This window comes from Achromobacter sp. UMC46, from assembly GCF_014170335.1.
Lineage (GTDB): Bacteria > Pseudomonadota > Gammaproteobacteria > Burkholderiales > Burkholderiaceae_B > Achromobacter.
The window spans coordinates 440,918-466,111 of record NZ_LZZS01000005.1; the positions used below are offsets into that span (position 1 = coordinate 440,918).

At 62.9% G+C, this 25,194-nt stretch carries 24 protein-coding genes; 19 read left to right on the top strand and 5 right to left on the bottom strand.

Annotation, left to right across the window (positions count from 1 at the left end):
• The first annotated feature begins 6 nt into the window (after positions 1 to 6).
• Positions 7 to 387, top strand: coding sequence for a DCC1-like thiol-disulfide oxidoreductase family protein (locus A9973_RS09755; RefSeq protein ID WP_183013556.1), 381 nt, complete (start codon positions 7 to 9; stop codon positions 385 to 387).
• 25 nt (positions 388 to 412) lie between these two features.
• Here the strand turns inward: A9973_RS09755 and A9973_RS09760 are convergent, their stop codons facing one another.
• Positions 413 to 1,297: a LysR family transcriptional regulator gene (locus A9973_RS09760; RefSeq protein ID WP_183013557.1), complete on the bottom strand. Its 885-nt coding sequence runs from the start codon at positions 1,295 to 1,297 to the stop codon at positions 413 to 415.
• Positions 1,298 to 1,475: 178 nt separating this feature from the next.
• On the opposite strand from A9973_RS09760, the gene A9973_RS09765 reads away from it, so the two are divergent.
• Both A9973_RS09765 and A9973_RS09770 read left to right on the top strand, forming a co-directional pair.
• Positions 1,476 to 2,471, top strand: a complete 996-nt coding sequence (locus A9973_RS09765) for a tripartite tricarboxylate transporter substrate binding protein (RefSeq protein WP_183013558.1) — start codon at positions 1,476 to 1,478, stop codon at positions 2,469 to 2,471.
• Positions 2,472 to 2,514: 43 nt separating this feature from the next.
• The gene (locus A9973_RS09770; RefSeq protein ID WP_183013559.1) at positions 2,515 to 3,480 is read left to right on the top strand and encodes a 2-hydroxyacid dehydrogenase; all 966 of its coding nucleotides are present in this window, start codon (positions 2,515 to 2,517) and stop codon (positions 3,478 to 3,480) included.
• Positions 3,481 to 3,498: 18 nt separating this feature from the next.
• Here the strand turns inward: A9973_RS09770 and A9973_RS09775 are convergent, their stop codons facing one another.
• Positions 3,499 to 3,900, bottom strand: a complete 402-nt coding sequence (locus A9973_RS09775) for a hypothetical protein (RefSeq protein ID WP_183013560.1) — start codon at positions 3,898 to 3,900, stop codon at positions 3,499 to 3,501.
• 218 nt (positions 3,901 to 4,118) lie between these two features.
• Between A9973_RS09775 and A9973_RS09780 the strand changes: the two genes are divergently transcribed.
• The 3 genes from A9973_RS09780 (at position 4,119) to A9973_RS09790 (ending at position 5,701) form a co-directional block, all read left to right on the top strand.
• Positions 4,119 to 4,328 carry a hypothetical protein gene (locus tag A9973_RS09780; protein WP_183013561.1) on the top strand — a complete coding sequence of 70 codons (210 nt, stop codon included), beginning with the start codon at positions 4,119 to 4,121 and terminating at the stop codon, positions 4,326 to 4,328.
• A 269-nt stretch (positions 4,329 to 4,597) separates the two neighbouring features.
• Positions 4,598 to 5,095: a hypothetical protein gene (locus A9973_RS09785; RefSeq protein WP_370539471.1), complete on the top strand. Its 498-nt coding sequence runs from the start codon at positions 4,598 to 4,600 to the stop codon at positions 5,093 to 5,095.
• Between the two features lie 3 nt (positions 5,096 to 5,098).
• Positions 5,099 to 5,701, top strand: coding sequence for an OmpA family protein (locus A9973_RS09790; RefSeq protein WP_183013562.1), 603 nt, complete (start codon positions 5,099 to 5,101; stop codon positions 5,699 to 5,701).
• Positions 5,702 to 5,768: 67 nt separating this feature from the next.
• Here the strand turns inward: A9973_RS09790 and A9973_RS09795 are convergent, their stop codons facing one another.
• Positions 5,769 to 5,978 carry a hypothetical protein gene (locus A9973_RS09795; protein WP_183013563.1) on the bottom strand — a complete coding sequence of 70 codons (210 nt, stop codon included), beginning with the start codon at positions 5,976 to 5,978 and terminating at the stop codon, positions 5,769 to 5,771.
• Between the two features lie 41 nt (positions 5,979 to 6,019).
• Positions 6,020 to 6,712: a hypothetical protein gene (locus A9973_RS09800; protein WP_183013564.1), complete on the bottom strand. Its 693-nt coding sequence runs from the start codon at positions 6,710 to 6,712 to the stop codon at positions 6,020 to 6,022.
• 485 nt (positions 6,713 to 7,197) lie between these two features.
• On the opposite strand from A9973_RS09800, the gene A9973_RS31310 reads away from it, so the two are divergent.
• The 3 genes from A9973_RS31310 (at position 7,198) to A9973_RS09810 (ending at position 10,560) form a co-directional block, all read left to right on the top strand.
• Complete coding sequence (locus A9973_RS31310; RefSeq protein ID WP_304503357.1) at positions 7,198 to 7,440, top strand: CrpP-related protein; 243 nt, start codon at positions 7,198 to 7,200, stop codon at positions 7,438 to 7,440.
• A 190-nt stretch (positions 7,441 to 7,630) separates the two neighbouring features.
• Complete coding sequence (gene trbK / locus A9973_RS31365; RefSeq protein ID WP_183013565.1) at positions 7,631 to 7,771, top strand: entry exclusion lipoprotein TrbK; 141 nt, start codon at positions 7,631 to 7,633, stop codon at positions 7,769 to 7,771.
• A gap of 77 nt (positions 7,772 to 7,848) precedes the next feature.
• On the top strand, positions 7,849 to 10,560 hold the full coding sequence (locus tag A9973_RS09810; RefSeq protein ID WP_183013566.1) for an autotransporter outer membrane beta-barrel domain-containing protein: 2,712 nt from the start codon (positions 7,849 to 7,851) through the stop codon (positions 10,558 to 10,560).
• A gap of 188 nt (positions 10,561 to 10,748) precedes the next feature.
• Here A9973_RS09810 and A9973_RS09815 read toward each other — a convergent pair whose 3' ends face one another.
• Positions 10,749 to 12,410, bottom strand: a complete 1,662-nt coding sequence (locus A9973_RS09815) for a diguanylate cyclase domain-containing protein (RefSeq protein ID WP_370539472.1) — start codon at positions 12,408 to 12,410, stop codon at positions 10,749 to 10,751.
• A gap of 795 nt (positions 12,411 to 13,205) precedes the next feature.
• Between A9973_RS09815 and A9973_RS09820 the strand changes: the two genes are divergently transcribed.
• The 10 genes from A9973_RS09820 (at position 13,206) to A9973_RS09865 (ending at position 24,892) form a co-directional block, all read left to right on the top strand.
• On the top strand, positions 13,206 to 14,183 hold the full coding sequence (locus A9973_RS09820) for a LysR family transcriptional regulator (RefSeq protein ID WP_183013568.1): 978 nt from the start codon (positions 13,206 to 13,208) through the stop codon (positions 14,181 to 14,183).
• Complete coding sequence (locus A9973_RS09825) at positions 14,180 to 15,667, top strand: NAD(P)/FAD-dependent oxidoreductase (RefSeq protein WP_183013569.1); 1,488 nt, start codon at positions 14,180 to 14,182, stop codon at positions 15,665 to 15,667. The genes A9973_RS09820 and A9973_RS09825 overlap by 4 nt, the downstream gene beginning before the upstream one ends.
• Positions 15,664 to 16,638: an ABC transporter permease gene (locus A9973_RS09830; RefSeq protein ID WP_175169190.1), complete on the top strand. Its 975-nt coding sequence runs from the start codon at positions 15,664 to 15,666 to the stop codon at positions 16,636 to 16,638. Before A9973_RS09825 ends, A9973_RS09830 begins: the two co-directional genes overlap by 4 nt.
• Positions 16,635 to 17,552, top strand: a complete 918-nt coding sequence (locus A9973_RS09835; protein ID WP_054425430.1) for an ABC transporter permease — start codon at positions 16,635 to 16,637, stop codon at positions 17,550 to 17,552. The genes A9973_RS09830 and A9973_RS09835 overlap by 4 nt, the downstream gene beginning before the upstream one ends.
• Entirely contained in the window at positions 17,549 to 18,559 is a 1,011-nt protein-coding gene (locus tag A9973_RS09840) for an ABC transporter ATP-binding protein (RefSeq protein ID WP_183013570.1), read from the top strand. The genes A9973_RS09835 and A9973_RS09840 overlap by 4 nt, the downstream gene beginning before the upstream one ends.
• Positions 18,556 to 19,572, top strand: coding sequence for an ABC transporter ATP-binding protein (locus A9973_RS09845; protein WP_183013571.1), 1,017 nt, complete (start codon positions 18,556 to 18,558; stop codon positions 19,570 to 19,572). Before A9973_RS09840 ends, A9973_RS09845 begins: the two co-directional genes overlap by 4 nt.
• A gap of 109 nt (positions 19,573 to 19,681) precedes the next feature.
• Positions 19,682 to 21,256 carry an ABC transporter substrate-binding protein gene (locus A9973_RS09850; protein WP_183013572.1) on the top strand — a complete coding sequence of 525 codons (1,575 nt, stop codon included), beginning with the start codon at positions 19,682 to 19,684 and terminating at the stop codon, positions 21,254 to 21,256.
• Positions 21,257 to 21,259: 3 nt separating this feature from the next.
• Positions 21,260 to 22,609, top strand: coding sequence for an acyl-CoA thioesterase/bile acid-CoA:amino acid N-acyltransferase family protein (locus A9973_RS09855; protein ID WP_183013573.1), 1,350 nt, complete (start codon positions 21,260 to 21,262; stop codon positions 22,607 to 22,609).
• A 24-nt stretch (positions 22,610 to 22,633) separates the two neighbouring features.
• Positions 22,634 to 23,809, top strand: a complete 1,176-nt coding sequence (locus A9973_RS09860) for a CMD domain protein (protein ID WP_183013574.1) — start codon at positions 22,634 to 22,636, stop codon at positions 23,807 to 23,809.
• Positions 23,810 to 24,028: 219 nt separating this feature from the next.
• Positions 24,029 to 24,892 carry an SAM-dependent methyltransferase gene (locus A9973_RS09865; RefSeq protein ID WP_183013575.1) on the top strand — a complete coding sequence of 288 codons (864 nt, stop codon included), beginning with the start codon at positions 24,029 to 24,031 and terminating at the stop codon, positions 24,890 to 24,892.
• The last annotated feature ends 302 nt before the right edge of the window (positions 24,893 to 25,194 follow it).

Below are 25,194 nucleotides of genomic sequence, written 5' to 3' on the forward strand. Positions count from 1 at the left end.
TGCGCCATGGCCATCGCCAAGAACTTCCTGCTGTATGACGGAGACTGCCCCTTCTGCTCGAACTACGTCCGGATGCTGCAACTGCAAAAGGCCGTGGGCCCGATCGATCTGCTCAACATGCGCGACCACCCGGATCTGGCGGTGGCGTACAAGGCCCAAGGGTACGACTTGAACCAAGGCATGCTGCTGCACCTGGACGGCCAGGACTATTGGGGCGCCGACTGCATCAACCGGCTGGCGCTGATCAGCACCGGCAACGACCTGTTCAACAGCTTCAACGCCGCCGTCTTCCGCAACCGGTGCCTGTCGACCGCGCTCTACCCCTTCATGCGCACAGGCAGGAGCCTGGCGCTGACCTTGCTGGGCAAGAAGAAGATGCAGATGTGACGGCGCCGTCGCGGCCACGGAAGGCTCACTTGGCCGCGACGCCCACCACCCGTTGCAGGAACGCGTCCAACGCCGGATTGTCGTGCTGCGCGTGCCAGGCCAGATACATGTCCGCGTAAAGGTCGCGCTGGCCGATCGGGCGGAACTCCACGCCTTCAAACCGCAACTCCCGCGCCGAATCCGGCACGATGCCCACGCCCAGTCCCGCCCGCACCAGCGCCAGCAAAGTGTGCGTCTGCCCCGCCCGCTGCACATAGTCGGGCTGCACGTCGGCCAGCCCGAAAGCGCCCACGATGCGGTCATAGAAGTACTTGCCTTCACGCGGCGAATACAGCACGAAAGGCTGGCCCTGCAATAGACGCAACGGCACGGTATCGTGTTCGCACAAGGGGGAACCGGCGGGCAGCGCCAGCACCAGCGGTTCGCGTTCGATCAACCGCGATTCGATGCCGGCCTGCTGCGGCACGCTGCGCGCCAGGATGGCGTCCAGTTCACGCGCCAGCAACAGGCGCGCCAGATCGGTGCTGACGGTTTCGCGAAGCTGGATCTCGACGCCCGCCAGCAGCTTGCGCGCCTGCATGATCATCGACGGCATCAGCCGATACGACGCGACGGCGGTGAAACCCAACGTGATGTGCCCGGCCTCGCCCCCTGAGGTGCGCCGCGCCGTCGCGGCCGCGCGCGCCGAGAACTCCAGCAGATGCCGTGCATCGCGCAGGAACCGCCTGCCCGCCGCGCTAAGCAGCACCTGCCGGCTATTGCGTTCAAACAGCGTCACGCCCAGATCCTGTTCCAGCAATTGGATCTGCCGGGACAAGGGTGGCTGCGTCATGCACAACCGTTCGGCCGCCCGGCCGAAGTGCAGTTCCTCGGCGACGGCGATGAAACACTCCAATTGACGGAATTCCATCGATTCAACTCTTGAATTGATCAATGCTATTTATAGCTCGAACGGCTATCCATCAACAGCCGTTTCTATACTCGGCGACAAGGCCGCACACCGGCCCGCAGGAACCAAAGGAGCGCTTTCGCAACACGTTTCATCCGCGGCAGATGCCGCCCCCAACGCCTAAAAAGAGAAAAGAGACATGGAGACACCCCCCATCGCCCGCCAACGCGTCCGGCTCATCGCCGCGGCGCTGGCCCTGGCCGCCACCGCCGCGTTGCCCTGGAACGCCAGCGCCGCCGGGTATCCGGAGCGCCCGATCAACCTGATCGTCCCCTTCTCGCCGGGCGGGGGCACCGACATCTCGGCGCGCCTGCTGGCTGCCGCCCTGGGCGACAAGCTGGCGTCATCGGTGGTGGTGGACAACCGCCCCGGCGCGGGCGGACAGATCGCCGCCGACCTGGTGGCGCGGTCACCCGCCGACGGCTATACGCTGCTGTTCGCCAATTCCGGCATGCTCGCCATCAACCCGTGGATCTACAAGCTGCACTCGGACCCCGCCACCGCGTTTGCGCCCGTGTCGCTGTTTTCGGACCTGCCTTTCGTGCTGGTCGTGCCGACCGGCTTGCCGGCCAAGAACGTCGCCGAATTGGTGACGCTGGCGCGTGCGGAACCGGGCAAGCACACGTTTGCCAGCTCCGGCACCGGCGGCGCCCCGCACCTGTCTGCCGAGATCTTCCAGCAAGCCACCGGGGTGGACCTGATGCATGTGCCTTATAAAGGCGGCGGTCCGGCCATGACGGACCTGATGGCGGGCCGGGTGGACATGCTGTTCGCCTCGGTGTTGGAAACCATGCCCTACGTCACCGGGGGCAAGCTCCGGGCGCTGGCGGTAACGGGCGCCGCGCGCTCGCCCGCCATGCCGGACGTGCCGACCATCGACGAAGCCGGTGTCAAAAACGCGCAATCCGGCTCCTGGACCGCGGTGCTGGCGCCGGCGGGCACGCCACCCGCCGTGATCGACAAGCTGTCGCAGGCGATCCGCGAGGTCGCCGCCGACCCCGCCATGAAGACCAAGCTGGAATCCCAGGGCGCCGTGGCGCACGGCTCTACCCCGCAGCAGTTGCAGGAGCTGGCCGCCAGCGAACGTGCACGCTACGGGCAGATCATCAAAACCCGCAACATCCAGACCAACTGATCCCACCCGGCCCGTTCACCGGGCCTTTTTCAAAGCCGTATCCATGACAGAACCCCTGCCCGCTTCCGCCGCCCACCTGCTGATGGTCGGCCCCCTGCTACCCGAGCTGGTGGCCGACCTGGCGTCCCGCTACCGCGTCCACCGCTTGTGGGAAGCCGCCGACCCCGCAGCCTTGCTGCGCGAACATGGGCCGTCCATCCGCGGCATCGCCACCAGCGGCCGCTTCGGCGCCACGCGTGAATTGATCGACGCCTTGCCCGCGCTGGAAGGCATTTTCAGTTTTGGCGTGGGCTACGACACCATCGACCTGGCGGCCGCGCAGGAGCGCGGCGTCGTCGTCACCAACACGCCCGGCGTGCTGGACGCGTGCGTGGCCGACACGGCGTTGGCGTTGATGCTGGCCGCGCCCCGCCGCATCGCCGAGGCCGACCGCTTCGTGCGGGCCGGCCGCTGGCCGAACGAAGGCTTCCCGCTGGGCACGCGCATGAGCGGCAAGCGCTGCGGCATTGCGGGGCTGGGCAACATCGGCCTGCAGATCGCCCGCCGCGCCGCGGCCTTCGACATGGAAATCCTCTACACCAGCCGCAAGCCGCGCGCTGATGCGCCCGCCGGTTACCGCTATTGCCCGGACATCATGTCCTTGGCCGCCGAATGCGATTTTCTGGTGCTGGCCGTTCCCGGCGGCGGCGCGACCCGCCACCTGGTGAACGCCGAAGTGCTGGACGCGCTGGGGCCCCAGGGCTGGTTGATCAACATCGCGCGCGGTACGGTCGTGGACGAAGCCGCGCTGGTCCGCGCCTTGCAGGCCAAGCGCATCGCCGGCGCGGGCCTGGACGTGTTCGAGCACGAACCGGCGACGCCGGCCGCGCTGAACGCGATGGACAACGTGGTGCTGCTGCCGCACATCGCCAGCGGCACGCATGAAACACGCCGCGCGATGGCCGACTTGATGGTCGCCAACCTGGACGGCTGGTTCCGGGATGAAAAGGTGCTGACGCGGGTGGTGTGACCCGACGGCTGCCTGGACCTATTCGCTGACCCACTGCAGATCGGGCGACGGCTCGCCCTGCTGCTGGAAATACAGGATGGCCGCTACGGCCAGATCGCGGCACACGCACTGATACTGCTGATAGCTGCCGGACTGGCCGCCCACGACCACCTTCTGGTCGTGGTCTTCGGACTTGGACCGGTCAACCAGCGTATAGATGCGCGCATCGTCATCCAGCGTGATGGATACGACGTATGCCCCGTTGCCGCCGCCAACCGCCATGACGGTCTCGTTTTCCGTCACGAACGCGGTCGAGCTGAATTCGGCGCCATCCAGCCGATCCAGCGCGGCCAGCAAATCGGCATCCGAAGGATCGGCGCGTTCGCTGACCGCGGCACGTTCGCCTCGGCGTCGTTCTTCGATGAGTTTTCTTATTTTCATGGATTCGGATCCCCCGATTATGGTTATCAAGCCGGCTGCGGGACGTGGGCGCCGGGGCGCCGCCGCATGAAGGCGGCCGCGTAAAAGAGCTTGCCAGTCTACCGGCTTGGCGCACACCGGGCATTCCGCGCTGTTGCAATTCGCAGCTGGAATCGCCGCCACGCCAGGCGTAACGTGGTTGGACGGCATTTGCCGCGTCGCCTGAAAAGGTACGCACCATGACGTCCCAACCTTCCCGCCCGACCCACGCCCCCGCCGCATCAGCCACGCCTGATGCTCCGGTTTCCCCGCACGCCGAGAAAGACCGCGCCAAAGCGGACCACCTGCAAGAAGAGGCCCGGCGCAAGGCGCTGGCCAATGCCCAGCACAAGGAAAGCCCGCGGAATATGTCGGCGCCGCGTTATCACGGCGGGCATCGCGGCGGTTGACGGCCAATATCCGCAGATATTCGACCCGCCTGCGGCAATACTGCGAAAGTGCGGCGAAAGAATACAACCACTTGTTTCTTTCGCCGGGGCCGTCTTGCGCCCCATTATGGCGTGAAGCCCCCTGCGCTTCCTACCTGAAAACCCGTGCCCGCTGTGGCCGCGCACCCCTTATCACGGTAACGATTTGGAAAATAATCGCATTGAAATATGCGACACGAAAGCCGACCATCGCCCATTGGATTAGACCGGGCGAATCAAGGAGACTTATCGTGAATCCGATCAGACCCGCAGTAGCGGCCTGTGCGCTGGGCGCCATGCTGACGCTAGCCACTTTCGGCCATACGGCCAACGCCCAGGCCGCAGCCGATGCGACGGCCGCCAAACCGTTGGCGACGGGCCTGACCGAGACCGGCAGCGCCGAAGGCCAGGTCGTCGAAGCCGTGCGCAGCGGCGATATCCTGACCCTTAAGGTCCGGTTCAAACCCATCGTGCCCGGCAAGACCGAGATGGTCTATTCGCAGATCACCCAAAACGATTACGAAGACAGCTTCTATGTCATTGCGGGCAACAAAAAACACCTGTTGCTGAAAGACAGCAACGATAAACCGCTGACCAATCCCAAACTGGTGCTCAAGACCTCTAAAGACGCCCCGATCGCCGGCGCCTGGCAGGGCAAATTCCCCGCGCCGCCTAAAGAAATTACGGAAGTGTCCTTGACGATACCGGGTGTCGAAACCTTCGACGCCATCAAGATCACCGACCGATAGCCCATGGCCGCCGCCCGGAACATGTCGACCGCCGTTGCCGCGCTGCTGCTCGCGGCCAGCGGCGCCCACGCGCAAGAACCGCCCTACAAAGCCGAAGTACTGGACCTGCGCGCGACGATATTGGACCTGAAAGGGTTTCCGTCTGACACGGGCGGCGGCGTTTCTGACCTGTCTGCGCAGATAGGCGACCTGGCCGGCCGCCACGACGGTTTATCCGTGCGCCAGGACAAGGACGCCGTCACGGTATCGATGCTGGGCGACGTGCTGTTCGATTTCGACAAGGCCGATATCCGGCCGGCGGCAGAACCTGCCCTGAAGGATATTGCGCGCGCGATCCAGGCGGCGCCAGCTGGCCCGGCCCGTGTGGCCATTGAAGGCCATACCGACTCCAAGGGCACCGCGTCGTATAACCAGACGCTGTCGTTGAAGCGGGCGAATGCCGTATTGCAGTGGTTAGCGAATCACGGCGTGGATAAGGCGCGCTTGGCCGCCAAAGGCTACGGGGACACCCGGCCCGTGCAGCCCAATGCGTTGGCCAATGGCGCCGACAATCCGAAAGGACGCGCGCAGAACCGGCGGGTGGAGTTCGTGTTGCCCAAGCACTAGAGCGGGGAGCTGGGACGCTTACGGGCGTCTCTTCTCTGCCCCGCCGGATGAACGGTTGAAGCGAACCCTAGCGGTTTCGCTCTTCTTCGTCCTCTTCCTCTTTCGTCTTGACCTCTTCCAGCTTGACCTTCTGCGTGCTGCCATGCGTTGCCGCGCACGGGTCAGGCTGTTGCGAGCTTTTCACGCAGGCGGCAAACGCCAGCGCGTCGTCCACGGTGGCGAAGTGGTACGAATAGCCGTCCGTAAAAGCGACCTTTCCTTCGACAGAGCAATCCATGAAGCCTCCCGGGTGTGGATGCTTCATGGTATCTGAAATCGTCAGTTCGGCGGCCAGACGGTAAGGAAACTGGTGCTCCCGACCGGACCAAGACCGACGTGGAAAGTCAACGCGGTGGCCACGTCGGACAATCTGAAGTTATACGTCGCACCTTTGCGCATGCTCAGCTCTGATCCGACAACAGGCGTGTTTTGGACGAATGTCCCAAAAGCAAACGTCTTCAGGTCTTGGTCCGTATCGTTCCCGAACGCGATATGCATCCGCACATTCTCGACCTTGAATGCTTCGATCTTGTATTTCTCTTTGCTGGACGCCTCTAAACCCTTTCGAACGTCTTCGGGCAAGCCCGCCGAAATGCTGAAGGTGCCGTCCTTTGCGCGGTGAGACATGATGCGCACGCCTTTGGTCGCGGCCCATTCTGCGTCGCTGCCTTGACCATAATTGGCCGGAATCTCGAAGTTGGCATACGAGTTGAACTCCTTGCGGAAGCACTCTTTGTATACCGCGACAGGAAATGCCTTTGCCACCGCATCGCGAACCTTGATCAGCATGTCGGAGGGGTTTCGAGAGTCCTTATGATCGTTGCAGGCCGCCACCTCGATCAGCAGATTTGCATTGCCGGCTTTTATCCCTTCTGACATCAGGCCTGATAACGGAACCTTCGTTTCGACATCGATTTTGCAACCGGTCAATATGAAGGCGCCAATCGCGCCGGCCAAAAGCATCTTTTTCACGTTACAGCCTTTATGAGTGCATTCAGGAACCGGCATTTGTATCACACACTTACTTTCTCTAACGATGGCACCATTCATCCGGCCCCCGAACGGCGCTGGACGCAAGCGCTAATCCGGGAAAGGGGTATCGGCACCGCTCGGGCAAACCCTTGAAATAACTAGAAGTAATGAAAAAGCATAAGGAAATCCCCTGTTGGGGAATTTTCCCTGCACAACCCTCTGTTTTTATTGAGTAATTTTCGACGCCACAGAGAAGGGAGCGATCCCCGACCTATTACAGCCCGAGCTGCTGACGTTCTCGTCCGACTGCGGCATGGTGGGTGTGCGGTTTCGAAGAGATTGACGGGCGGCGCGACTACCAAGGGCGATGAATGCAATGGCTCAAGCAGTAATACCAGCCCGGATAGTGCCGCAACACTATTGCGAGTAGTTGCAGACCTGCGCAATACTTTCCTTCCGATCATCTACTTTTGGAGGGTACGGCAATGCACCGCGAAGACATCCAAAAGCTGGGCGCCAGCGCCGCCCGCGAAGGACTGACGTTGTGGGACTGCCCCTACTATCGAGCAGTCGAGATGCCCGGTCATACCGGGGAATCGATAGCAGAGTGGCGCAGCAAAGTCGAAGCCTGGGAAACAGGATGGATGAACGAAGCTAATTCTTGGCGGCCTCCGCCTGGGGGCCACGTCCGCTACGTACCGCGGACTACGGCCCGAAACCGTAACTGAAGATGGATCAGCGCCCCAAATCTGGGGCGCTTTTTTATTGCGTCCTACAAGCTGGACACGAACGTTTTGACCGTCTATTTCTGTTCAACAAATCTGAAGAAAGGCCATACGTATCATTCCAGTCTTTCAGAGATTCCTGCGGGAGTTGAACGGGATAAGAGCTTCTTGGGTCATCACACCTGGCACCATCATGGCCACATCTGGCGATCCAAGGGCCACCACGTGTACATCGGAATACTTGCAAAGCTTGCCGGCAAGCAAAGCTCGTCAGGAACTAGCGGATAAGTGCTTGGCCCGCGGCGAGTTCAAGCCACCACTTGGCCATTCTTGATTTTTTATTTCTGGCGATACGCTGCGACACAATGTAATTTTTCCAGACATAACGTATCTATTTGAGGAAAATTTGTCATGGTCGCTACCGATAGCATGAGGGCGGGTTGGTTAACGTCGGCAGCCTTCGTACTCTACACGGCCAGTGTCACCCCTCCCGCCCATGCCCAGTCAGTTACCAGTACTGGGGAGATTGCGCCTGGGGCGGTCCAGTCGCCGAATTGGACAGTCGGAGGCGATCTGATTGTTGGCGATTCCCTCAACGGGACGTTGACCATCAGCAATGGCGGATCCGTCGTCAACGATTGGGCCTTCATCGGCAACCTCACTGGCGGCGTGGGCTCCCTTACGGTATCAGGCCGTGACGGCCTTGGCACCCCGTCCACCTGGACCAGTCTGGCCCCGGTGTATATCGGCAACGAGTCTGGCAGTAATGGCGAACTCCGCATTCTGGACGGCGGCTTCGCGCGAGGCACATCGGGCAGCATTGGGGGCCAGAACGGCAGCGTCGGGAGCGTTGTCGTTTCCGGGCCGGGATCAACTTGGGAACTCAACACGACCTACGCGTTCGAAATCGGCGCGAACGGTAGCGGTACGCTGCACATCGACAACGGCGGCACCGTCCAGAGCGGCCAGGCACTGATCGGCGGCGGCCCCGGTAGCCAGGGCAGCGTAACGGTGTTGGGACATGCATCCAGCTGGAACCCGTTCAACAATATCTACGTAGGTTTCGAGGGCCTTGGCGACCTGCAAGTCCTGGAAGGCGCCGCCGTGCGCACCGTCGGATCGTCCGCGCCGGGCGCCGCCGCAACGATCTACATCGGCTTCCGGGCTGGCAGCGTTGGCACCGTGAACGTATCGAGCACGACCGCCGATGTCTCGACGCTTACCGCCAGCGATCGCATCGATATCGGCTCGGCAGGCACTGGGACGTTGAACATCGCCAAGGGCGGGCTGGTGGTTGCCACCAGCGATACGCGGCTTACCGTCAGCAGCACCGCTACAGGCACGCTGAACCTCACTGGCGATGCGAGCGGCCGCGGCGTGCTGGAGACCGGCTCGGTCATCAAGGGCGCCGGCAATGGCACCTTCATCCTGGATGGCGGCGTCCTGCGCGCTCGGCGTGACAAGGCCAATTTCCTGAATGGTTTCCTGACGCAGGCGATCGGAAGCGAGGGAGCCTCGTTCGACACCAATGGGTACGAGGTGGGCGTGATGACCGAGTTCTCGGGAACCTCCAGCCTCAATAAGCTGGGCGCCGGCAGGTTGACCTTGTCGGGCAACAGCGCCGCCTTCACGGGAACCACCGATATCCAGGCTGGCACATTGCAGGTCGATGGCGTGCTCGGCGGGCCGGTGAACGTCCTGGCGGGAGCAAGGCTGACCGGCACGGGACGCGTCGGCGCGACCGGCAACCAAGGCACGATCGCTCCGGGGCCGCGCAGCGGGTATGGCATCCTGACGGTCGCCGGTGACTATGCGGCACAGGGCGGGAACCTGGAGATCCGCACCCAGCTTGGCGGCGACAACTCGCCCACCGATAAATTGGTAGTCACGGGCGACACCGCGGGCGCGACACCGGTCAACGTGCAGAACATGGGAGGCGTTGGGGCGCAGACCCAACGAGGCATACAGATCGTGCAGGTCAACGGGGTCTCGGCGGGGCAGTTCAACTTGGCTAACGGCGACTATGTCATCCAGGGCCGCCCGGCCCTGGTGGCCGGCGCCTACGGCTACGTCCTGCAACAGGACTCGGCCGACGGCGGCTGGTATCTGCGATCATCCCTGACCGATCCCGGCACACCGCCGACCGGTGGCGTTTCGCCGGGCGCCGAACCGCCCTTGCTGTATCAGCCCGGTGTGCCGGTCTATGAAGCCTACGCCAACACACTGCTTAACCTGAGCCGGCTGCCCACCCTGCGCCAGCGGGTCGGCAATCGCCTCTATGATTCGGCGGACGTCGGCCGCAATGGCGTATGGAGTCGAATGGAGGGCACGACGAGCCGGCTTGACCCCTCCACTTCCACCACGGGCGCACGCCAGGACATCGACAGCTGGAAGGCGCAATTTGGTGTTGACCGTATCCTGGCTGGCCAAGAAGAAGGGTCCCGCTTGGTGGGCGGCATCGCCTTTCACTACGGCAAGGCCGACACGCACGTGTCCTCGGCGTATGGCAACGGCACGATCGATACCACTGCCTACGGCCTGACACCGACGCTGACTTGGTACGGCAAGAATGGCTTCTATATCGACGCCCAGGCCCAGGCCACCAGGTACGACAGCGACCTGAATTCCCGGCTGGCCGGCAGGCTGAAAGGCGGCAACCAGGCAAACAGCTACGGGCTGGGTATTGAAGGGGGCAAGGCGTTGGGGTTGAGCGAGCGACTGGCCCTGATCCCGCAGGCGCAGTTGACCTACGCATCGACCCGTTTCGACCGCTTCAACGATAAATTCGGCACACGCGTCGAAAGCGACGAGGGCGACAGCCTGCTGGCCCGCGTCGGAATGGCGCTGGACTACAAAAGCAATTGGCAAACGGGTGGCGCGAATCGGGAATCGAGCGTCTATGGCGTCGTCAACGTGAAACATGAATTCCTGAACGGAACCCGTGTGAACGTGGCCGACGTACCGGTGGCCAGCCGAATGGCGCGAACCTGGGGTAGCGTGGGAGCCGGGGCCAATTACGGTTGGGGCGATCGCTATGCGATCTACGGCCAAGTCGACGCCGACGCGGATTTCTCGGGCAGCTACATCGTCACCGCGACCGCAGGTTTCAGAATGACGTTTTAGATCCGGGCAAATGGCAAACAGCGCCTTTACTTACTGGCGCTGGATCGGCGACAAGGGTGCGCAGCAATTCTCGCTATAGGTGCAAAGTACGGGTTAGCACACCACTCTCGAGCGGCGGTAATGGGTCGGGAGGCGCCGATTTTCAACCAATGCTCCCCGTCGGAGTGGACATCCGCGGTCCTTGAACGTCATACCTTGTTCAGCAAGCCGCCATCTATGTTTGAGTCTGTCTTCCAAACAGATTTACAAGCCTGCCCACCCTTGGTCGTTTGCTGCGCCCGCCGTACCTGTTTGTCCGCATACATAAGCTGGTCGGCTTCCTTGAGGGCGGCATGCAACGAACTGACGGCAGGATCCACGCTAACGATGCCAAAGCTTGCACCTCGATAGTCGAAACTATATTCGGCTGAGGTATAGGTACCGATCAGCGGCTGCGCCAACCGGTTGCGCATCTCGTCGACTGCCCCTCGCGGATCGTCGGACCTGAACGGAGCCACTAGTCCAACCACAACGAACTCGTCGCCGCCCCATCGACCCAGCATATCGCTCGCACGTAGACCGGCCGACATACGCCGGCCCACCTCGATCAAGAACCTGTCGCCGGCCTCGTGCCCATAGGTGTCGTTGATCGGCTTGAACCCATCCAGATCGATAAACGCCACCAGAACCCACTGCTGCGTCCGCTTCGCCAGAGCGAACAACCGCTCCAATTCAGTCAACACTGCGCGTCGATTCGGCAGGCCGGTCAGCGCGTCATAGTTGGCCGCGTACCGTTCGTCCTGTCGGCGCATCAAGATCTGGCTCGCCGCATGGCCTGATAGCAGGATCAGGACCAAGCCGAACACCGCGACCAGCCCAGCCATCCAAAAGTGCTGTCTGCGCATGGATGCCAGGTGGTCCAACGTGGCCAGCGTGAGCAACTGATATTGCGTACCCGCCAACGGCTGGCGCCGCAGCAGATAGGGCCTGCCGTCGATGAGCCACTGGTCGGCGATGTCTGAACCGCCTGTCGCGCGCACATCCATGAGTTCGCCTAGATCTTCTTCGCCGTCCGGCGGAAGTACCGTGCCTGGCGGCAGAAGCGCCGCGACGTTGCGTAGCATGAACGGCTCTGAGGACGCCGTGATCACGCGCCCCTGGCGGTTGACGATTAACGCGACATGTCGACCTGTCAAATAAAGCGCAACTTCTGGCGCGTCAAACTTAACCGTGACTGAGCCCAACGGCACGTCGTTCGAGTCCTCGATACGACTGGCCACGAAATAGGATGGGGATTTATTCAAACGAGCAATACCGAAAGAATGGCCATTGCCGGTACGCAACGCATCAATGAGGTAGGGCCGACCCGAATAAATCATGCCCACGATGCTGTCGGGCTCGGCCCAATTGCTGGCCGACACGGTGTCGTCCGACATGTTATTCATGTAAATGCGAGCGTAACGCAGATCACTGGCCAGCGCGTTCATGAAGTCGCCGACCTTGCCCACCAACGGGTCGCGCGCGAACTGCGCAGCACGCTCCTGCCGTGTCAGCTCGGCGGCGCCTGGGGCATCTGTCCGATAACGCATGGCCAGTTCAATCACCAGACCCTGCCGCGCCACCATATTGGCCACGCTCACCATTTCGGTGAACAACCGGTCCATCACGCGCGCAGTCGTTTTAGTCTCGTAATCGGCGCTTGCCGCCCATCTAGCTAACTGCGCTGTCACGATTCTCTGCGAAATCCACCACCCAAGGCCGGCCACCAGCGCCAACCAGACGACGGCCAAGGCTAGTGTTACCTGGCGCACGGTGGGCCAGGTCTGTTGTTCACGCCTGCCTTGCTGCAGCAACACGTCGTTCTCCCTCACTTTGCCAATCGTCCAAAACAGCTTTGTTTAGTTTTCTGGCCCTTCTAGCTCCTGTCGGGCAGTAATCAACAACACAATATCGCGGAAGCATATCTGCGATTCTTTTGTTGACAATACTTAACAGTGAGATTCTGGCGACAAACGTGGGCACCCCGCAAACCAAACCGTATAGATTAATTTTGGGCCGACAGCGGCCGCCCCCACAACAGGGATCTTCTGAAGCGCAGGGCCTGCATTCATTTTCTGAGCAGTTCTATGCAGTCTTTAGAAATTTTAAGGATTTTTAGTTAATTGCATGCAGTGAAAAATGAGACGATTGCAGTCCCCTTATGCCTTTCCGAAACAGAGTTTGAGCCACGGCAATGGGTCGTAGTAATCGGGAAATCGCCAACCGCCCACGGCTTCCATCGCTCTGGCAACTGCCGGAACGCCCGCACAAGCCGCTTGCCATGCGATTTGAGTACGCATGGAACAAAGCACGTACCGCGGCAGCGGTTGGAGGCCTGCGCCTGCATGACTCGCACCTTACCGTGGGGATGCGCCTCCGACCGGCGGGATTTCAGATCGGCCCCAAAACGAGATCCTATGGCACGGCGGTGGGGGCATGACGAACACTATGCAGTTGCCCAGCTGCGTATGATCGCCTGAGCCGATTTCACTAAGTCATTGAAATAACTAGAAGTAATGAAAAGGCATAAGGAAATCCCCTATTAGGGAATTTGCTTATGCCTTTTAACTATTTGCAGCGCGCATACTTGCCGGGCAAGAATTCGTCCTGAGCATAAAGCAACACAGATGGAATTACGTCAACTCGAGGCCTTCGCGGCCGTCATGTCTACAGGTAGCGTCACCGCTGCCGGGCGTTTGCTCGGGCGTTCGCAGCCGGCCATCAGCCGCTTGCTGCAAGAACTGGAAGCGGAGATCGGCTATGCGTTGTTCAGCCGCAGCGGCCCCCGCGTCACGCCTACCGAGCAGGGCTTCCTGCTGTATGACGATGTGGAACGCGCGCTGGCCGGCTTGCAGCAGATCCGCAGCCGCGCCGAAGAGATCGCCCGCGGGCAGGCCAAGCCGCTGCTGTTGGCCGCGACCTCGGCCCTGGCGGCCGGGCTGCTGCCCGAGGCGCTCAAGCGCATCGAGCCCCAAACCGACGCCACCCGCATCCAGGTGCGCAGCGCCTCCCCCGAACGCGTGGTGCACGCGGTGCTGACCGGCGCCGCGCAACTGGGCGCGACCAGCCTGCCGCTTGAACATCGCGGGCTGAACGTGCATTGGATCGGGCAGGCGCCCTGTGTGGTCGCGTTGCCAGAGGGCGATGCACTGACCGTCCAAGACGTCGTGCCCGTCACGGCCCTGGCCGGACGCCGCCTGATCACGATGGCCAATCCCTATCGCCTGCGCCGCCGGCTGGACGCCGCATTGGCGCCCGACGGCAATGCGCCCGGCACCATCGAAACCAATTCGTCCGTTAACGCCCTGGCCGCCGTCCGCGCGGGCCTTGGCGTGTCGGTGCTGGAACCGATCACCGCTTACGGCGTCCCGATGCCGGGCGTGGCGATCCGGCCCATCGACCTGGACATCCCTTTTTTCTTTGGGGTCATCACCCCGCAGTCGCAACCCCTGACGCCGGCCTGCCAGGCCATGGCCGACGCGCTGGCCGATGCCGCCGCCGCCCTGCTGCCGGGCTTTGTGCTGCACGACGCGTGCGAGCATTCGGCGCTGTTGCAGTCGATCTACGGTGATGACGCCCCTGTTTTGGAAACCCCCGCACTATGAATCAGCCCATCGCCACCCCGCCGCAAGGCTTAGCCGCGCTGGAAGCGCGCCTGCGGCAAGACTTGTCCTGGCTGGAGATCCCCGCCAAGAGCTGGGTCGCCCCGCGCCTGGTGGACGGCCAGCAAGTGCTGGACGTCGTCATCATTGGCGGCGGCATGGCCGGCTTGGCTGCGGCGGCGTCGTTGACGCATCTGGGCATTACCGCGCCGATCTTTGACCAGGCGCCCGAAGGCTATGAAGGCCCGTGGGCCACGACGGCCCGCATGGAAACGCTGCGTTCGCCCAAGCAATTGACCGGCCCTGCCCTGGGCTTGCCCGCGCTGACGTTCCGCGCCTGGTTCGAAGCGCAATTCGGCTCGGCCGAATGGGACGCGCTGGACAAGATTCCGCGCCTGCAATGGATGGACTACCTGCGCTGGTATCGCCGCGTGCTGAACCTGGACGTGCGCAACGAACACCGCGTGTTGTCGGTGCAGCCGCGTGCCGACCGTCTGGTGCAGCTGGACGTGGAATCGCCCGCCGGCCGCAACACCGTGCTGGCCCGCCGTGTTGTGCTGGCCACCGGCCGCGACGGCCTGGGCGGCGCCTATGTGCCTGACTTTGCCAAGAAACTGCCGCGTGACCGCTGGGCGCATTCGTCCGACGTGATGGACTACGCCACGCTGGCCGGCAAGCGCGTCGGCGTCGTGGGCGCGGGCGCGTCCGCCATGGACAGCGCCGGCACGGCGCTGGAAGCCGGCGCCGCCAGCGTCGACCTGCTGATCCGCCGCAACGATATTCCGCGTGTGAACAAAGGCAAAGGCGCGGGCAACCCCGGCCTGACCCACGGCCACCTGACCCTGCCCGACGAATGGAAGTGGAAGATCCGCCACTACATCAACGCCGCGCAAGTGCCGCCCCCGCGCGGCAGCACCTTGCGCGTGTCGCGCTTCCCGAACGCCCGCTTCAACCTGGGCTGTGGCGTGCAAGACCTGGCAATGGTGGGCGACGACATCCACGTCACCACGCCCAAAGGCCTGTTCGTGCTGGACTTCCTGATCTTCTCCACGGGCTTTCGTATCGACTGGACCGTGCGCCCGGAATTCGCGCCGCTGGCGCCTCACGTGCGCAACTGGGGCGATCGCTACACCCCGCCCGCCGGCGAAGAAGACCAGGAACTGCATGACTCGCCCGACTTGGGCGCCGTCTTCGAGCTGCAAGAAAAAGTCCCCGGCGCCTGCCCGGGTCTGGACCGCGTGCACTGCTTTTCCTACCCCGCTGCGCTGACGCAAGGCACGATCTCGGGCGACATCCCCGCCATCAGCGACGGCGCCAAGCGTCTGGCGCAAGGCATCGCCGGCCTGTTCTATCGCGAAGACGTCGAAACGTACTACGCCAACATGGAAGCGTTTTCGGAACCGGAAGTGTTCGGCGATGAATGGACGCCTGCCCCACCGCCCGCGGCAATCGCCACCCCGGCCTCGCAAGCGGAGACCACGCAATGACCGGTTGGTTGATACGCCGTGTCGCGCAAGCGGCGGTGGTGGTGTTGCTGATGACCTTGATCGTCTTCGTGGGCCTGCACGCCATCGGCAACCCCGTGGACATCCTGATCGGCCAAGACGTCGACCAGGTCGACCGCGCCCGCATCATCGCGGAGCTTGGCCTGGACAAACCGCTGTGGCAGCAATACCTGGGCTTTCTGAACGGGGCGCTGCACGGCAACCTGGGCAACAGCTTCGTCTACAACATTCCCGCCATTGAACTCGTCATCCAGCGCCTGCCCGCTACGCTTGAACTGGCGATTAGCGCGCTGGGTCTGGCCGTCATCATCGGCCTGCCGCTGGGCTTGATTGCCGGCCTGTACCCCGATAGCCGCTTTTCGAAAATGATCATGGCCGGCAGCATCGTCGGCTTCTCGCTGCCCACCTTCTGGGTGGCGCTGATGCTGATCATGACGTTCAGCGTGTCGCTCGGCTGGCTGCCCGCCAGCGGCCGTGGGCAGACGGTGGAATTCCTGGGCTTTCAGTGGTCGTGGTTGACTGCCGATGGCTGGCGCCATTTGATCTTGCCCGCGCTGAACCTGTCGCTGTTCAAGATTTCGCTCGTCATCCGCCTGACGCGCGCTGGCGTGCGCGACGTGATGCCGCTGGACTTCGTGAAGTTCGCCCGCGCCAAAGGCTTGTCGCCATTTCGTGTGGTCTGTGTACACGTGCTGCGCAACACGATGATCCCGCTGGTGACCGTGCTGGGCCTGGAGCTGGGTTCGACCATTGCGTTCGCCGTCATCACGGAAAGCATCTTCTCGTGGCCGGGCGCCGGCAAGCTGATCCTGGACAGCCTGAACGCGCTGGACCGCCCCGTCATCGTGGCCTATTTGATTGTGGTCGTGTGCCTGTTCGTGACGCTGAACCTGATCGTCGACATTCTTTATAAAGTGCTGGACCCCCGGGTACGGCTGGAGGGCTCGGCATGAGCACCACTGCAACCCCTGAGAAGGTTCCCGCCCTGCGCCGCGAATCGCCCTGGCGCCGCAACCTGACCGAATTCATGTCGTCCAAGACGGCGGTGTTCGGCCTGGCCGTGGCCACCCTGCTGATCCTGGCCGCCATCTTTGCGCCGTGGATCTCGCCGCAGAATCCGTATGACCTGCTGCAAATCGACGTGCTGGATTCCCGCATGCCGCCGGGTTCCATGAACGGCCTGGACACCTTCCACTACTGGCTGGGCACCGACGGCCAAGGGCGCGATCTGTTGTCCGGCATTCTGTATGGCCTGCGCATCAGCTTGATGGTGGGCGTGGGCTCGGCCGTTATCGCCGGCATCGTCGGCACGCTGCTGGGCTTGCTGGCCGCCTACGCGGGCGGCAAGGTTGATGCGTTCATCATGCGCTTGGTCGACCTGATCCTGTCGTTCCCGTCCATCCTGGTTGCCATGATGATCCTGGCCTATCTGGGCAAGGGCGTGGGCAACGTGGTGCTGACGCTGGTGATTCTGGAATGGGCCTATTACGCCCGCACCGCGCGCGGCCAGGCACTGGTGGAACGCCGCCGTGAATACGTTGAAGCCGCCCGCTGCCTGGACATTCCCAACTGGCGGATCATGTTGAAGCACATCCTGCCCAACTGCCTGCCGCCGCTGATCGTCATTGGCACCTTGCAGATTGCGCGCGCCATCACGCTGGAGGCCACGTTGAGCTTTCTGGGCCTGGGCGTGCCGGTGACCGAACCGTCGCTGGGCCTGCTGATTTCCAACGGCTTTCAATACATGCTGTCCGGTGAATACTGGATCAGTTTCTACCCCGGCATCGCGCTGCTGATCACCATCGTCGCCATCAACCTGGTGGGCGACCGCCTGCGCGACGTGCTGAACCCAAGGACTCACAAATGACCGACCGCACCGCTACCGGCGCGCCGGCCACGCTTGAAGTGCGCAACCTGCGCACGCACTTCCATACCCGCGCGGGCGTGCTGCCCGCCGTGGACGACGTGTCGTTCACGCTGGAGCGCGGCAAAATCCTGGGCCTGGTCGGTGAATCCGGCTCGGGCAAATCCGTGACGGGCTTTTCCATCATGGGTCTGGTCGACGCGCCGGGCCGCATCGTGGGCGGCGAAGTGCTGTTTCAAGGCCGCGACCTGACCAAGCTGGCCCCGCGCGAACTGCGCCGCCTGCAAGGCAACCGCATCGCCATGATCTTTCAAGATCCGATGATGACGCTGAACCCCGTCTTGCGGGTGGACGTGCAGATGATCGAAACGGTGCGCGCGCATAACAAGATGAGCAAGCGCGAAGCGCGCACGCTGGCGCGCGACACGCTGGGCATGATGGGCATCCCCAGCCCCGAAGAACGCTTGCTGGCCTACCCGCATCAGCTGTCTGGCGGCATGCGCCAGCGCGTGGCCATTGCCATCGCCATGCTGCATCGCCCTGACCTGATCATTGCCGACGAACCCACCACCGCGCTGGACGTCACCATCCAGGCGCAGATTCTGTCTGAAGTGCAAAAGCTCGCGCAGCAGCACGGCACCAGCCTGATCTGGATCACGCATGATCTGTCGGTCGTGGCAGGCTTGGCCGATGACGTGGCCGTGATGTATGCCGGCCGCATCGTTGAACACGGCAAGGTCGACGACGTGCTCGACCGCCCGCAGCACCCCTACACGGTGGGCCTGATCGACAGCCTGCCCAGCAATAACCTGCGGGGCCAGCGCCTGCGCCAGATTCCCGGCATGACGCCCAACCTGCTGCACCTGCCCGCCGGTTGTGCGTTTTCCGCGCGCTGCTCGCGCGCCACCGCCGCCTGTGGCCAGCAACCCGGCATCACTCAAGCCCTGCCCGAACACGACGTGCGCTGCTTCCATCCGACTATCCAGATCCACAACGAGGTGACGGCATGACTGTATCCGCCGCCCCCACTCCGCTGATTGACCTTTCGCAAGTCAGCAAGCGCTTTGGCGAAAGAAAGGTCGGCGCAGCCGGCCGCGCCATGCAGCGCATGGGCTTGTCCAAGCCGCCCGCCATTACGCGCGCGGTCGACAACGTGGACCTGATCGTGAACCCCGGCGAAGTCGTCGGCCTGGTGGGTGAATCTGGCTGCGGCAAATCCACGCTGGGCCGCATCGCCGCAGGCTTGTTGACGCCATCGGGCGGTGAAGTGCGCATCAACGGCGTGCGCCCCTCGGACATGACGTCGGCCCAAGCCCATGCCGCGCGCCTGACCGTGCAGATGATTTTCCAGGACCCCTACGCCAGCCTTAACCCGCGCCTGCGCGTGGACGAGATCGTGGGCGAAGCGGCCCGCATCCACGGCCTGGTCGGCAATGGCGACTTTGACGACTACGTCAGCGCCCAGCTGGAACGCGCGGGGCTCGACCCTGCCCTGCGCCAACGCTACCCGCACCAATTCAGCGGCGGCCAGCGCCAGCGCATCGGCATCGCCCGCGCGCTAGCCGTGCAGCCGTCCATGCTGGTGTGCGACGAAGCCGTGGCCGCGCTGGACGTCTCCATCCAAGCCCAGATCCTGAACCTGTTCATGGACCTGCGCGAAGAACTGAACCTGACGTATCTGTTCATCAGCCATGACCTTGGCGTGGTGGAACACCTGTCTGACCGCGTCGTCATCATGTACCTGGGCCGCGTCGTGGAAACGGCCACGGTGGACGAAGTGTTCCAGCGCCCCAACCACCCGTACACGCAAGCGCTGCTGGCGGAAATTCCCAGCCTGAAGTCGCGCCACAAGGTCTTTACTGCGATCAAAGGCGAGATTCCCAGCCCGCTGAACCCGCCCGGCGGCTGCCATTTCCATCCGCGATGTCCGCATGCGATGCCGCGCTGCAAGACCGAAGTTCCCACGTTGAAGGGAATCGCCATCAACCATTTAAGCGCCTGTCATTTGAACGACATGGCCTGAACCTAATTGGCCGCGTTGTCCTGAATGCCTTGAATTCCTTCAGTGGCCTGAATGACAACGCAGCCTTCGGAACACTTAACTCGTTCCCCCCCTACCAAGGACCCCGAACATGAAACGCCTGATTCTTTCGACCCTGACCGCCGCCATCCTCGGCGCCTCTGCCGTCGCGTCCGCCGACAACCTGACGATCGGTTTTGCCGACCCGCTGTCGTCCTTGGACCCGCAGCTGAACAACCACGCCGGCGACCGCTCGGTGGCCCTGCACTTCTGGGACTTGCTGATCGAAAACAAGTGGAACAAGCTTCAGCCGGGCCTGGCCGTCAGCTGGAAACCGCTGGACCCCACCACCTGGGAATTCAAGCTGCGTGAAGGCGTCAAGTGGCAAGACGGCACGCCGTTCACCGCCGACGACCTGATCTATTCCTACACCCGCGCGCGCGCCGTGCCGGGCAGCGTGGCAACGTACGCCGGCTACCTGCGCACCATCGACACGATGACCGCCAAAGACCCGCTGACCCTTATCGTCAAGACCAAGGCGCCCAACCCCGACCTGCCGCTGAACCTGGCATCCGTACACGTCGTCAGCAAGCACGTCGGTGAAAAGTCCACGACCGAAGACTACAACTCGGGCAAGGCCATGGTTGGCACCGGCCCGTACAAGTTCGTGTCCTACACGCCGGGCGACCGCGTCATCATGGAACGCAACGACGGCTACTGGGGCGACAAAGCCACCTGGGACAAGGTCAACTACCGCTACATCAACAACGCCGCCTCGCGCACCGCTGCGCTCTTGGCCGGTGACGTGGACGTGATCGACAAGGTCTCGGTGTCGGACCTGGCCAAGCTGCAAAAGGCCGCCAACATCTCGGTGTACCCGTACGACGGCCTGCGCGTCATGATCCTGCAACCCAGCTTCAACCCCGCGCCCAACCCGTACATCACCGACAACAACGGCAAGCCGCTGGACAAGAACCCGCTGCTGGACCTGCGCGTGCGTCAAGCGCTGAACCTGGCCATCAACCGCAAGGCCATTTCCGACCGCATACTGCAAGGCGCGGCCACCGAAGCCAACCAGTGGATGCCCAAGGGCACCTTCGGCTACAACCCCGACGTGAAAGACATCCCCAACGACGTCGCGCAAGCCAAGAAACTGCTGGCCGAAGCGGGCTTTCCCGACGGCTTCAAGCTGACCATGCACGTGCCGAACGACCGCTACCCGCAAGGCCCGGAAACGGCCCAAGCGGTGGCGCAGTTCTGGACCCGCGTAGGCGTGAAAACCCAAGTGGAAGTCGTGCCATGGGCCGTGTACTCGGGCCGCGCCAACAAGAACGAATTCGCCGTCAGCATGCTGGCGTGGGGCAACGGCACGGGTGAAGCCAGCTACGCGCTGGTCAACATCCTGGCCACCGTCGACGCCAAGAAGGGCCTGGGCGCGTCCAACTGGGGCCACTACTCCAACCCCAAGGTGGACGCTGCGCTGGAACAGTCCACGTCGGAATTCGATGTGGCCAAGCGTGAAGCCATCCTGCGCGACTCGGTCAAGCTGGTGGCTGACGACGTCGCCATCTTCCCGCTGTTCCACTACAAGAACATCTGGGCCACCAAGAAGGGCCTGAAGGTCACCCCGATGACCAGCGACCGCACGGCCGCCATGATGGTCACCAAAGAACCGGCCGGTAAATAAGCCATGGTGCCGACCCTAACCATCACCCCCGCGGACGCGTTGATCGACGTGCCGCGCCAGATCCGGGTCGAGCACGTCGAGCCGGGCCAGACGGTGGAAATCACCGCGCTGACCCGCCGCAACGGCGTGCTCTGGCAGGCGCAAGCCGCCTTCACGGCAGGCGAGGACGGCGTGGTCGACCTGACCCGCGACGCGCCTATCTCGGGCGACTACACCGGCGTGGCCCCGATGGGCCTCGTCTGGTCGCAAGCGCCCGTGGATTCCCCCAGCCGCGAACACTTCAACCACCCGGTCACCGAAGCCTTGGTCACCGACGTGGTCGCCCGCGTGGCAGGTGCGCAAGCGCAAGCCAGCCTCACGCAACGGCTGGCGCTGGACGGCGTCACCCGCCACGACGTGCGCGAAGAAGGCCTGGTCGGCACGCTGTACCTGCCGGCCGGCAGCAAGCCGGGTTCGCATCCCGCCGTCATGATCCTGAACGGATCCGGCGGCGGCATCAACGAACCGCGCGCGGCGCTGTACGCGTCCCGCGGCTACGCCGCCTTTGCACTCGCCTACTTCAAGGCGCCGGGCCTGTCCGACTACATCTCGAACACCCCGCTGGAATACTTCCAGACCGGCCTGCGCTGGCTGCGCAAGAAGGTCCAGCCCAAGCACGACTTCGTCGCCATCAGCGGCCAATCGCGCGGCGGTGAACTCGTGCTGCTGCTGGGCGCCACCTTCCCCAAGGAAGTGTCCGCCGTCGTCGCCTACGTACCCGGCGCCGTCGTCCACAGCGGCCAAAACGCCTGCGACCCCAAGATCGGCCGCGAAGGCCCGACCTGGTTGCTGGGCGGCAAGCCCATCCCCCACGTCTGGGAAAACAACCGCACCGCGACGTGGGCGCCGTTTGACGAAGGCCCCTCGCCGCATCGTCACGAGAAAGCCATCCTGACCGCGCTGCAAGACCCCGACGCCGTCGCCCGCGCCCGTATTCGCGTGGAAGACATCGAAGGCCCCGTCATGCTGCTGTCCGGCACCGACGACGGCTCGTGGCCGTCCAGCCTGTACTCGAAGATGGTGCAGGACAAGCTGGTCGACGTGAAACACCCCTACCCGGTTGAATGGCTGGACTACGAGAACGGCGGCCACTCGATCCTGTTCCCGTACGTGCCCACCACCCAGCTTGTCTACGCCCACCCCGTGTCGGGCAAGATCAGCACCAGCGGCGGGAACCCCAAAGACAACGCGCGCGCCGACCAGGAATCGTGGGAAGGCGTGAAGACGTTTTTGGACGCAGCGGTGAAGGCGCGGGCGGCTGCGGCTAATTCGGCTGCCGCACGTTCGGCAAGCACTTCCGGCAACGCCGGCTGATCAGACACCAAGGAGAACATCCCCATGGCACAACAACCCATCGTCTATGACGCCGTCAATGATCTGGTCGACAAGCTCGTCGGCCTGACCCCCGGCAGCAAAACTTTTCAGGTCCGCCACCAACGCGAAAAAGTCGCCGCCGCCACGCAAGGCAGCTACGACGCCCTGTTCGACCCGGCACTGCCCGGCCTGTCGCTGACCGAACGCCTGCTTGTCGCGCTGTACGCCACCCGCATCAGCCCGTCGCCGCTGCTGGCCTCGCACTACCGCGCCCGCTTGGCGGAAACGGACGCACCCCCCGCCGACATCGCCGTCGCAGAATCCGGCAAGCCGTCAGACGCCTCCACCCCGCGCCTGGCTGCCGTGTTGGAATTCACGCGCAAGCTGATCGAAAACCCCGTCGAAGGCGACGAAGCCGCACTGAAGACCCTGCCCGCAGCCGGCGTCACCACGCCTGCGGTCGTCACCCTGTCGCAACTGATCGCGTTCCTGTCGTACCAGACCCGTCTGGTCGCAGGCTTGATGGCACTTCAAGCGGCCGAAGGCCAGACGGTACCCGCCAATGCGGCTGAAGCTGGCGCGGTTGCCGCCAAACCCGGCACCACCGCACCCGGCGCCGTCCTGAAAGCCCACGGCTTCACCAACGAAGTGCTGGAGTGGAAAGCCTGGCTCGACGTCGTCAACGTCGACACCGCCACCCCGGAACAAATCGCCGTTCTGGAAGAAAGCCACCCCAAGGCCAAGGTCTCGGACTACTACCTGTTCCTGGTCCACCAACCGGAAATCCTGCGTCAGCGCTCGGCGGCCTTCAACGCCATCATGTACGCGCCGGGCGGTCTGTCGCGTGCGGAACGGGAATTGGGCTCGACCGTCGTGTCGCGCGTGAATGGATGCGTGTACTGCGCATCGGTCCATGCGCAGCGCTTTGAGCAACTGGCCAAGCGCAATGACGTGATCGCGCAGGTGTTTGAAGATCCGATCACCGCTGGGACGAATGCGCGTGAACAGGCGATTGGCAAGTTCTCGATCCAGATCACCGAAGCGCAAGCGAACGTCAACGCGAACAGCGTCCAGGAACTGAAGGACGTGGGGTTGAGTGAAGGCGAGATTTTGGATCTGCTGCACTCGGATGCGATCTTTGCTTGGGCGAATCGTTTGATGCTGAATCTGGGCGAGCCGGTGTTTCCGGTAGCGGCCTGAGTAGCCTCCCCCTACTCGCTTACGCGGCCCCACGGGGGACAACCCCAGGGGGCAACACCAGCGGACCGGCAAAGCCGGCTCCGCGGTGTCCTGGCTAGGTGGGACATTGAGCCCTCTTCCGGACTGACTACTGAATAAGCGGATTCGCCGTTTTCGTTAAACTGACGCTTTCCGCGCCTCTACGCGCCCCGCCTCAAACGGGGCGCTTTGCCTTTCCCCATGTCCGAAAAAACCCACGACATCCGTCCCGGCCAGTCAATCGAACTGCTCAAGGCCCTGCACATCCTGACCCGCGACGGCAAGATGAACCAAGACAGCCGCCGTAAGCTGAAACAGGTCTATCACCTGTTTCAATTCATCGAGCCGTTGCTGAAAGACGTTCAACAGGAACGTGGCGACGTCACGCTGGCGGATCATGGCGCCGGGAAGTCGTATCTGGGGTTCATTCTGTATGACCTGTTCTTCAAGGAACAGAAGGACGCGGCGAAAAGCGGCTCGCACATCTACGGCATCGAAACGCGCGAAGAGCTCGTCAAATCGTCGGAAGAACTGGCGAAGCGGCTGGAGTTCGACGGCATGTCGTTCCTGAACCTGTCGGTCGCGGAATCGATCACGTCGGACAGGCTGCCCAAGACCATCGACGTCGTCACCGCCCTACACGCATGCAACACCGCCACCGACGACGCGATTCACTTCGCGTTGGAGAAGAAGGCCAAGTACATCGTGGTCGTGCCCTGCTGCCAGGCGGAAGTGGCGTCGGTGCTAAGGAAGAATAAAGGCAAGGCGCTGGCTGATCCGCTGGCGGAAATTTGGCGGCATCCGTTGCATACTCGGGAGTTTGGTAGCCAGATTACGAATGTGCTGCGGTGCTTGCAGCTGGAAGCGCACGGGTATCAGGTTAGCGTGACGGAGCTGGTGGGGTGGGAGCATTCGATGAAGAATGAGCTGATCGTGGCGCAGTATAAGAATTTGCCGAACCGGAAGCCTGCGGAGAGGTTGACGGAGATGTTGGAGAGGATTGGGTTGCAGGAATTGAAGGATCGGTTTTTTGTGCCGGTGGCTGGGGCGGCCGTCGCTGAGTAGGTATCTGCTTGGCTGATTGGTATTAACCAGAGATAGCTTTAGCTGGCGATGGACCGCTGATACTTCCCTGGTCAGCAGTCCTCCTCGATTGCGCTTACGTAAGAGAAAGCGTGATCAATTTGGCACGGAACCGCATCGCGTCCGTCGCCTAACGGGGCATACTCGCCCCGTGGTCCAAAGGATCGCCCGGGTTGACAGCCGGAAAGACAGAACAAGTGACCGCTGCAACGGCGGCCTCCTTTCTTTCATCGCGTCAATTACACCGGAGCGTCGAAATGAGCGACCACCCTTTTACCTATGAC

Excerpts from the sequence above, each read along its gene's own strand:
- A9973_RS09765 (WP_183013558.1), top strand. The coding sequence starts at position 1,476 with ATGGAGACACCCCCCATCGCCCGCCAACGCGTCCGGCTCATCGCCGCG.
- A9973_RS09820 (WP_183013568.1), top strand. The coding sequence starts at position 13,206 with ATGGAATTACGTCAACTCGAGGCCTTCGCGGCCGTCATGTCTACAGGT.
- A9973_RS09830 (WP_175169190.1), top strand. The coding sequence starts at position 15,664 with ATGACCGGTTGGTTGATACGCCGTGTCGCGCAAGCGGCGGTGGTGGTG.
- A9973_RS09755 (WP_183013556.1), top strand. The coding sequence starts at position 7 with ATGGCCATCGCCAAGAACTTCCTGCTGTATGACGGAGACTGCCCCTTC.
- A9973_RS09850 (WP_183013572.1), top strand. The coding sequence starts at position 19,682 with ATGAAACGCCTGATTCTTTCGACCCTGACCGCCGCCATCCTCGGCGCC.
- A9973_RS09865 (WP_183013575.1), top strand. The coding sequence starts at position 24,029 with ATGTCCGAAAAAACCCACGACATCCGTCCCGGCCAGTCAATCGAACTG.
- A9973_RS09810 (WP_183013566.1), top strand. The coding sequence starts at position 7,849 with ATGGTCGCTACCGATAGCATGAGGGCGGGTTGGTTAACGTCGGCAGCC.
- A9973_RS09760 (WP_183013557.1), bottom strand. The coding sequence starts at position 1,297 with ATGGAATTCCGTCAATTGGAGTGTTTCATCGCCGTCGCCGAGGAACTG.
- A9973_RS09780 (WP_183013561.1), top strand. The coding sequence starts at position 4,119 with ATGACGTCCCAACCTTCCCGCCCGACCCACGCCCCCGCCGCATCAGCC.
- A9973_RS09840 (WP_183013570.1), top strand. The coding sequence starts at position 17,549 with ATGACCGACCGCACCGCTACCGGCGCGCCGGCCACGCTTGAAGTGCGC.
- A9973_RS31310 (WP_304503357.1), top strand. The coding sequence starts at position 7,198 with ATGCACCGCGAAGACATCCAAAAGCTGGGCGCCAGCGCCGCCCGCGAA.
- A9973_RS09795 (WP_183013563.1), bottom strand. The coding sequence starts at position 5,978 with ATGGATTGCTCTGTCGAAGGAAAGGTCGCTTTTACGGACGGCTATTCG.
- trbK (WP_183013565.1), top strand. The coding sequence starts at position 7,631 with ATGGCCACATCTGGCGATCCAAGGGCCACCACGTGTACATCGGAATAC.
- A9973_RS09775 (WP_183013560.1), bottom strand. The coding sequence starts at position 3,900 with ATGAAAATAAGAAAACTCATCGAAGAACGACGCCGAGGCGAACGTGCC.
- A9973_RS09860 (WP_183013574.1), top strand. The coding sequence starts at position 22,634 with ATGGCACAACAACCCATCGTCTATGACGCCGTCAATGATCTGGTCGAC.
- A9973_RS09855 (WP_183013573.1), top strand. The coding sequence starts at position 21,260 with ATGGTGCCGACCCTAACCATCACCCCCGCGGACGCGTTGATCGACGTG.
- A9973_RS09770 (WP_183013559.1), top strand. The coding sequence starts at position 2,515 with ATGACAGAACCCCTGCCCGCTTCCGCCGCCCACCTGCTGATGGTCGGC.
- A9973_RS09835 (WP_054425430.1), top strand. The coding sequence starts at position 16,635 with ATGAGCACCACTGCAACCCCTGAGAAGGTTCCCGCCCTGCGCCGCGAA.
- A9973_RS09790 (WP_183013562.1), top strand. The coding sequence starts at position 5,099 with ATGGCCGCCGCCCGGAACATGTCGACCGCCGTTGCCGCGCTGCTGCTC.
- A9973_RS09825 (WP_183013569.1), top strand. The coding sequence starts at position 14,180 with ATGAATCAGCCCATCGCCACCCCGCCGCAAGGCTTAGCCGCGCTGGAA.
- A9973_RS09845 (WP_183013571.1), top strand. The coding sequence starts at position 18,556 with ATGACTGTATCCGCCGCCCCCACTCCGCTGATTGACCTTTCGCAAGTC.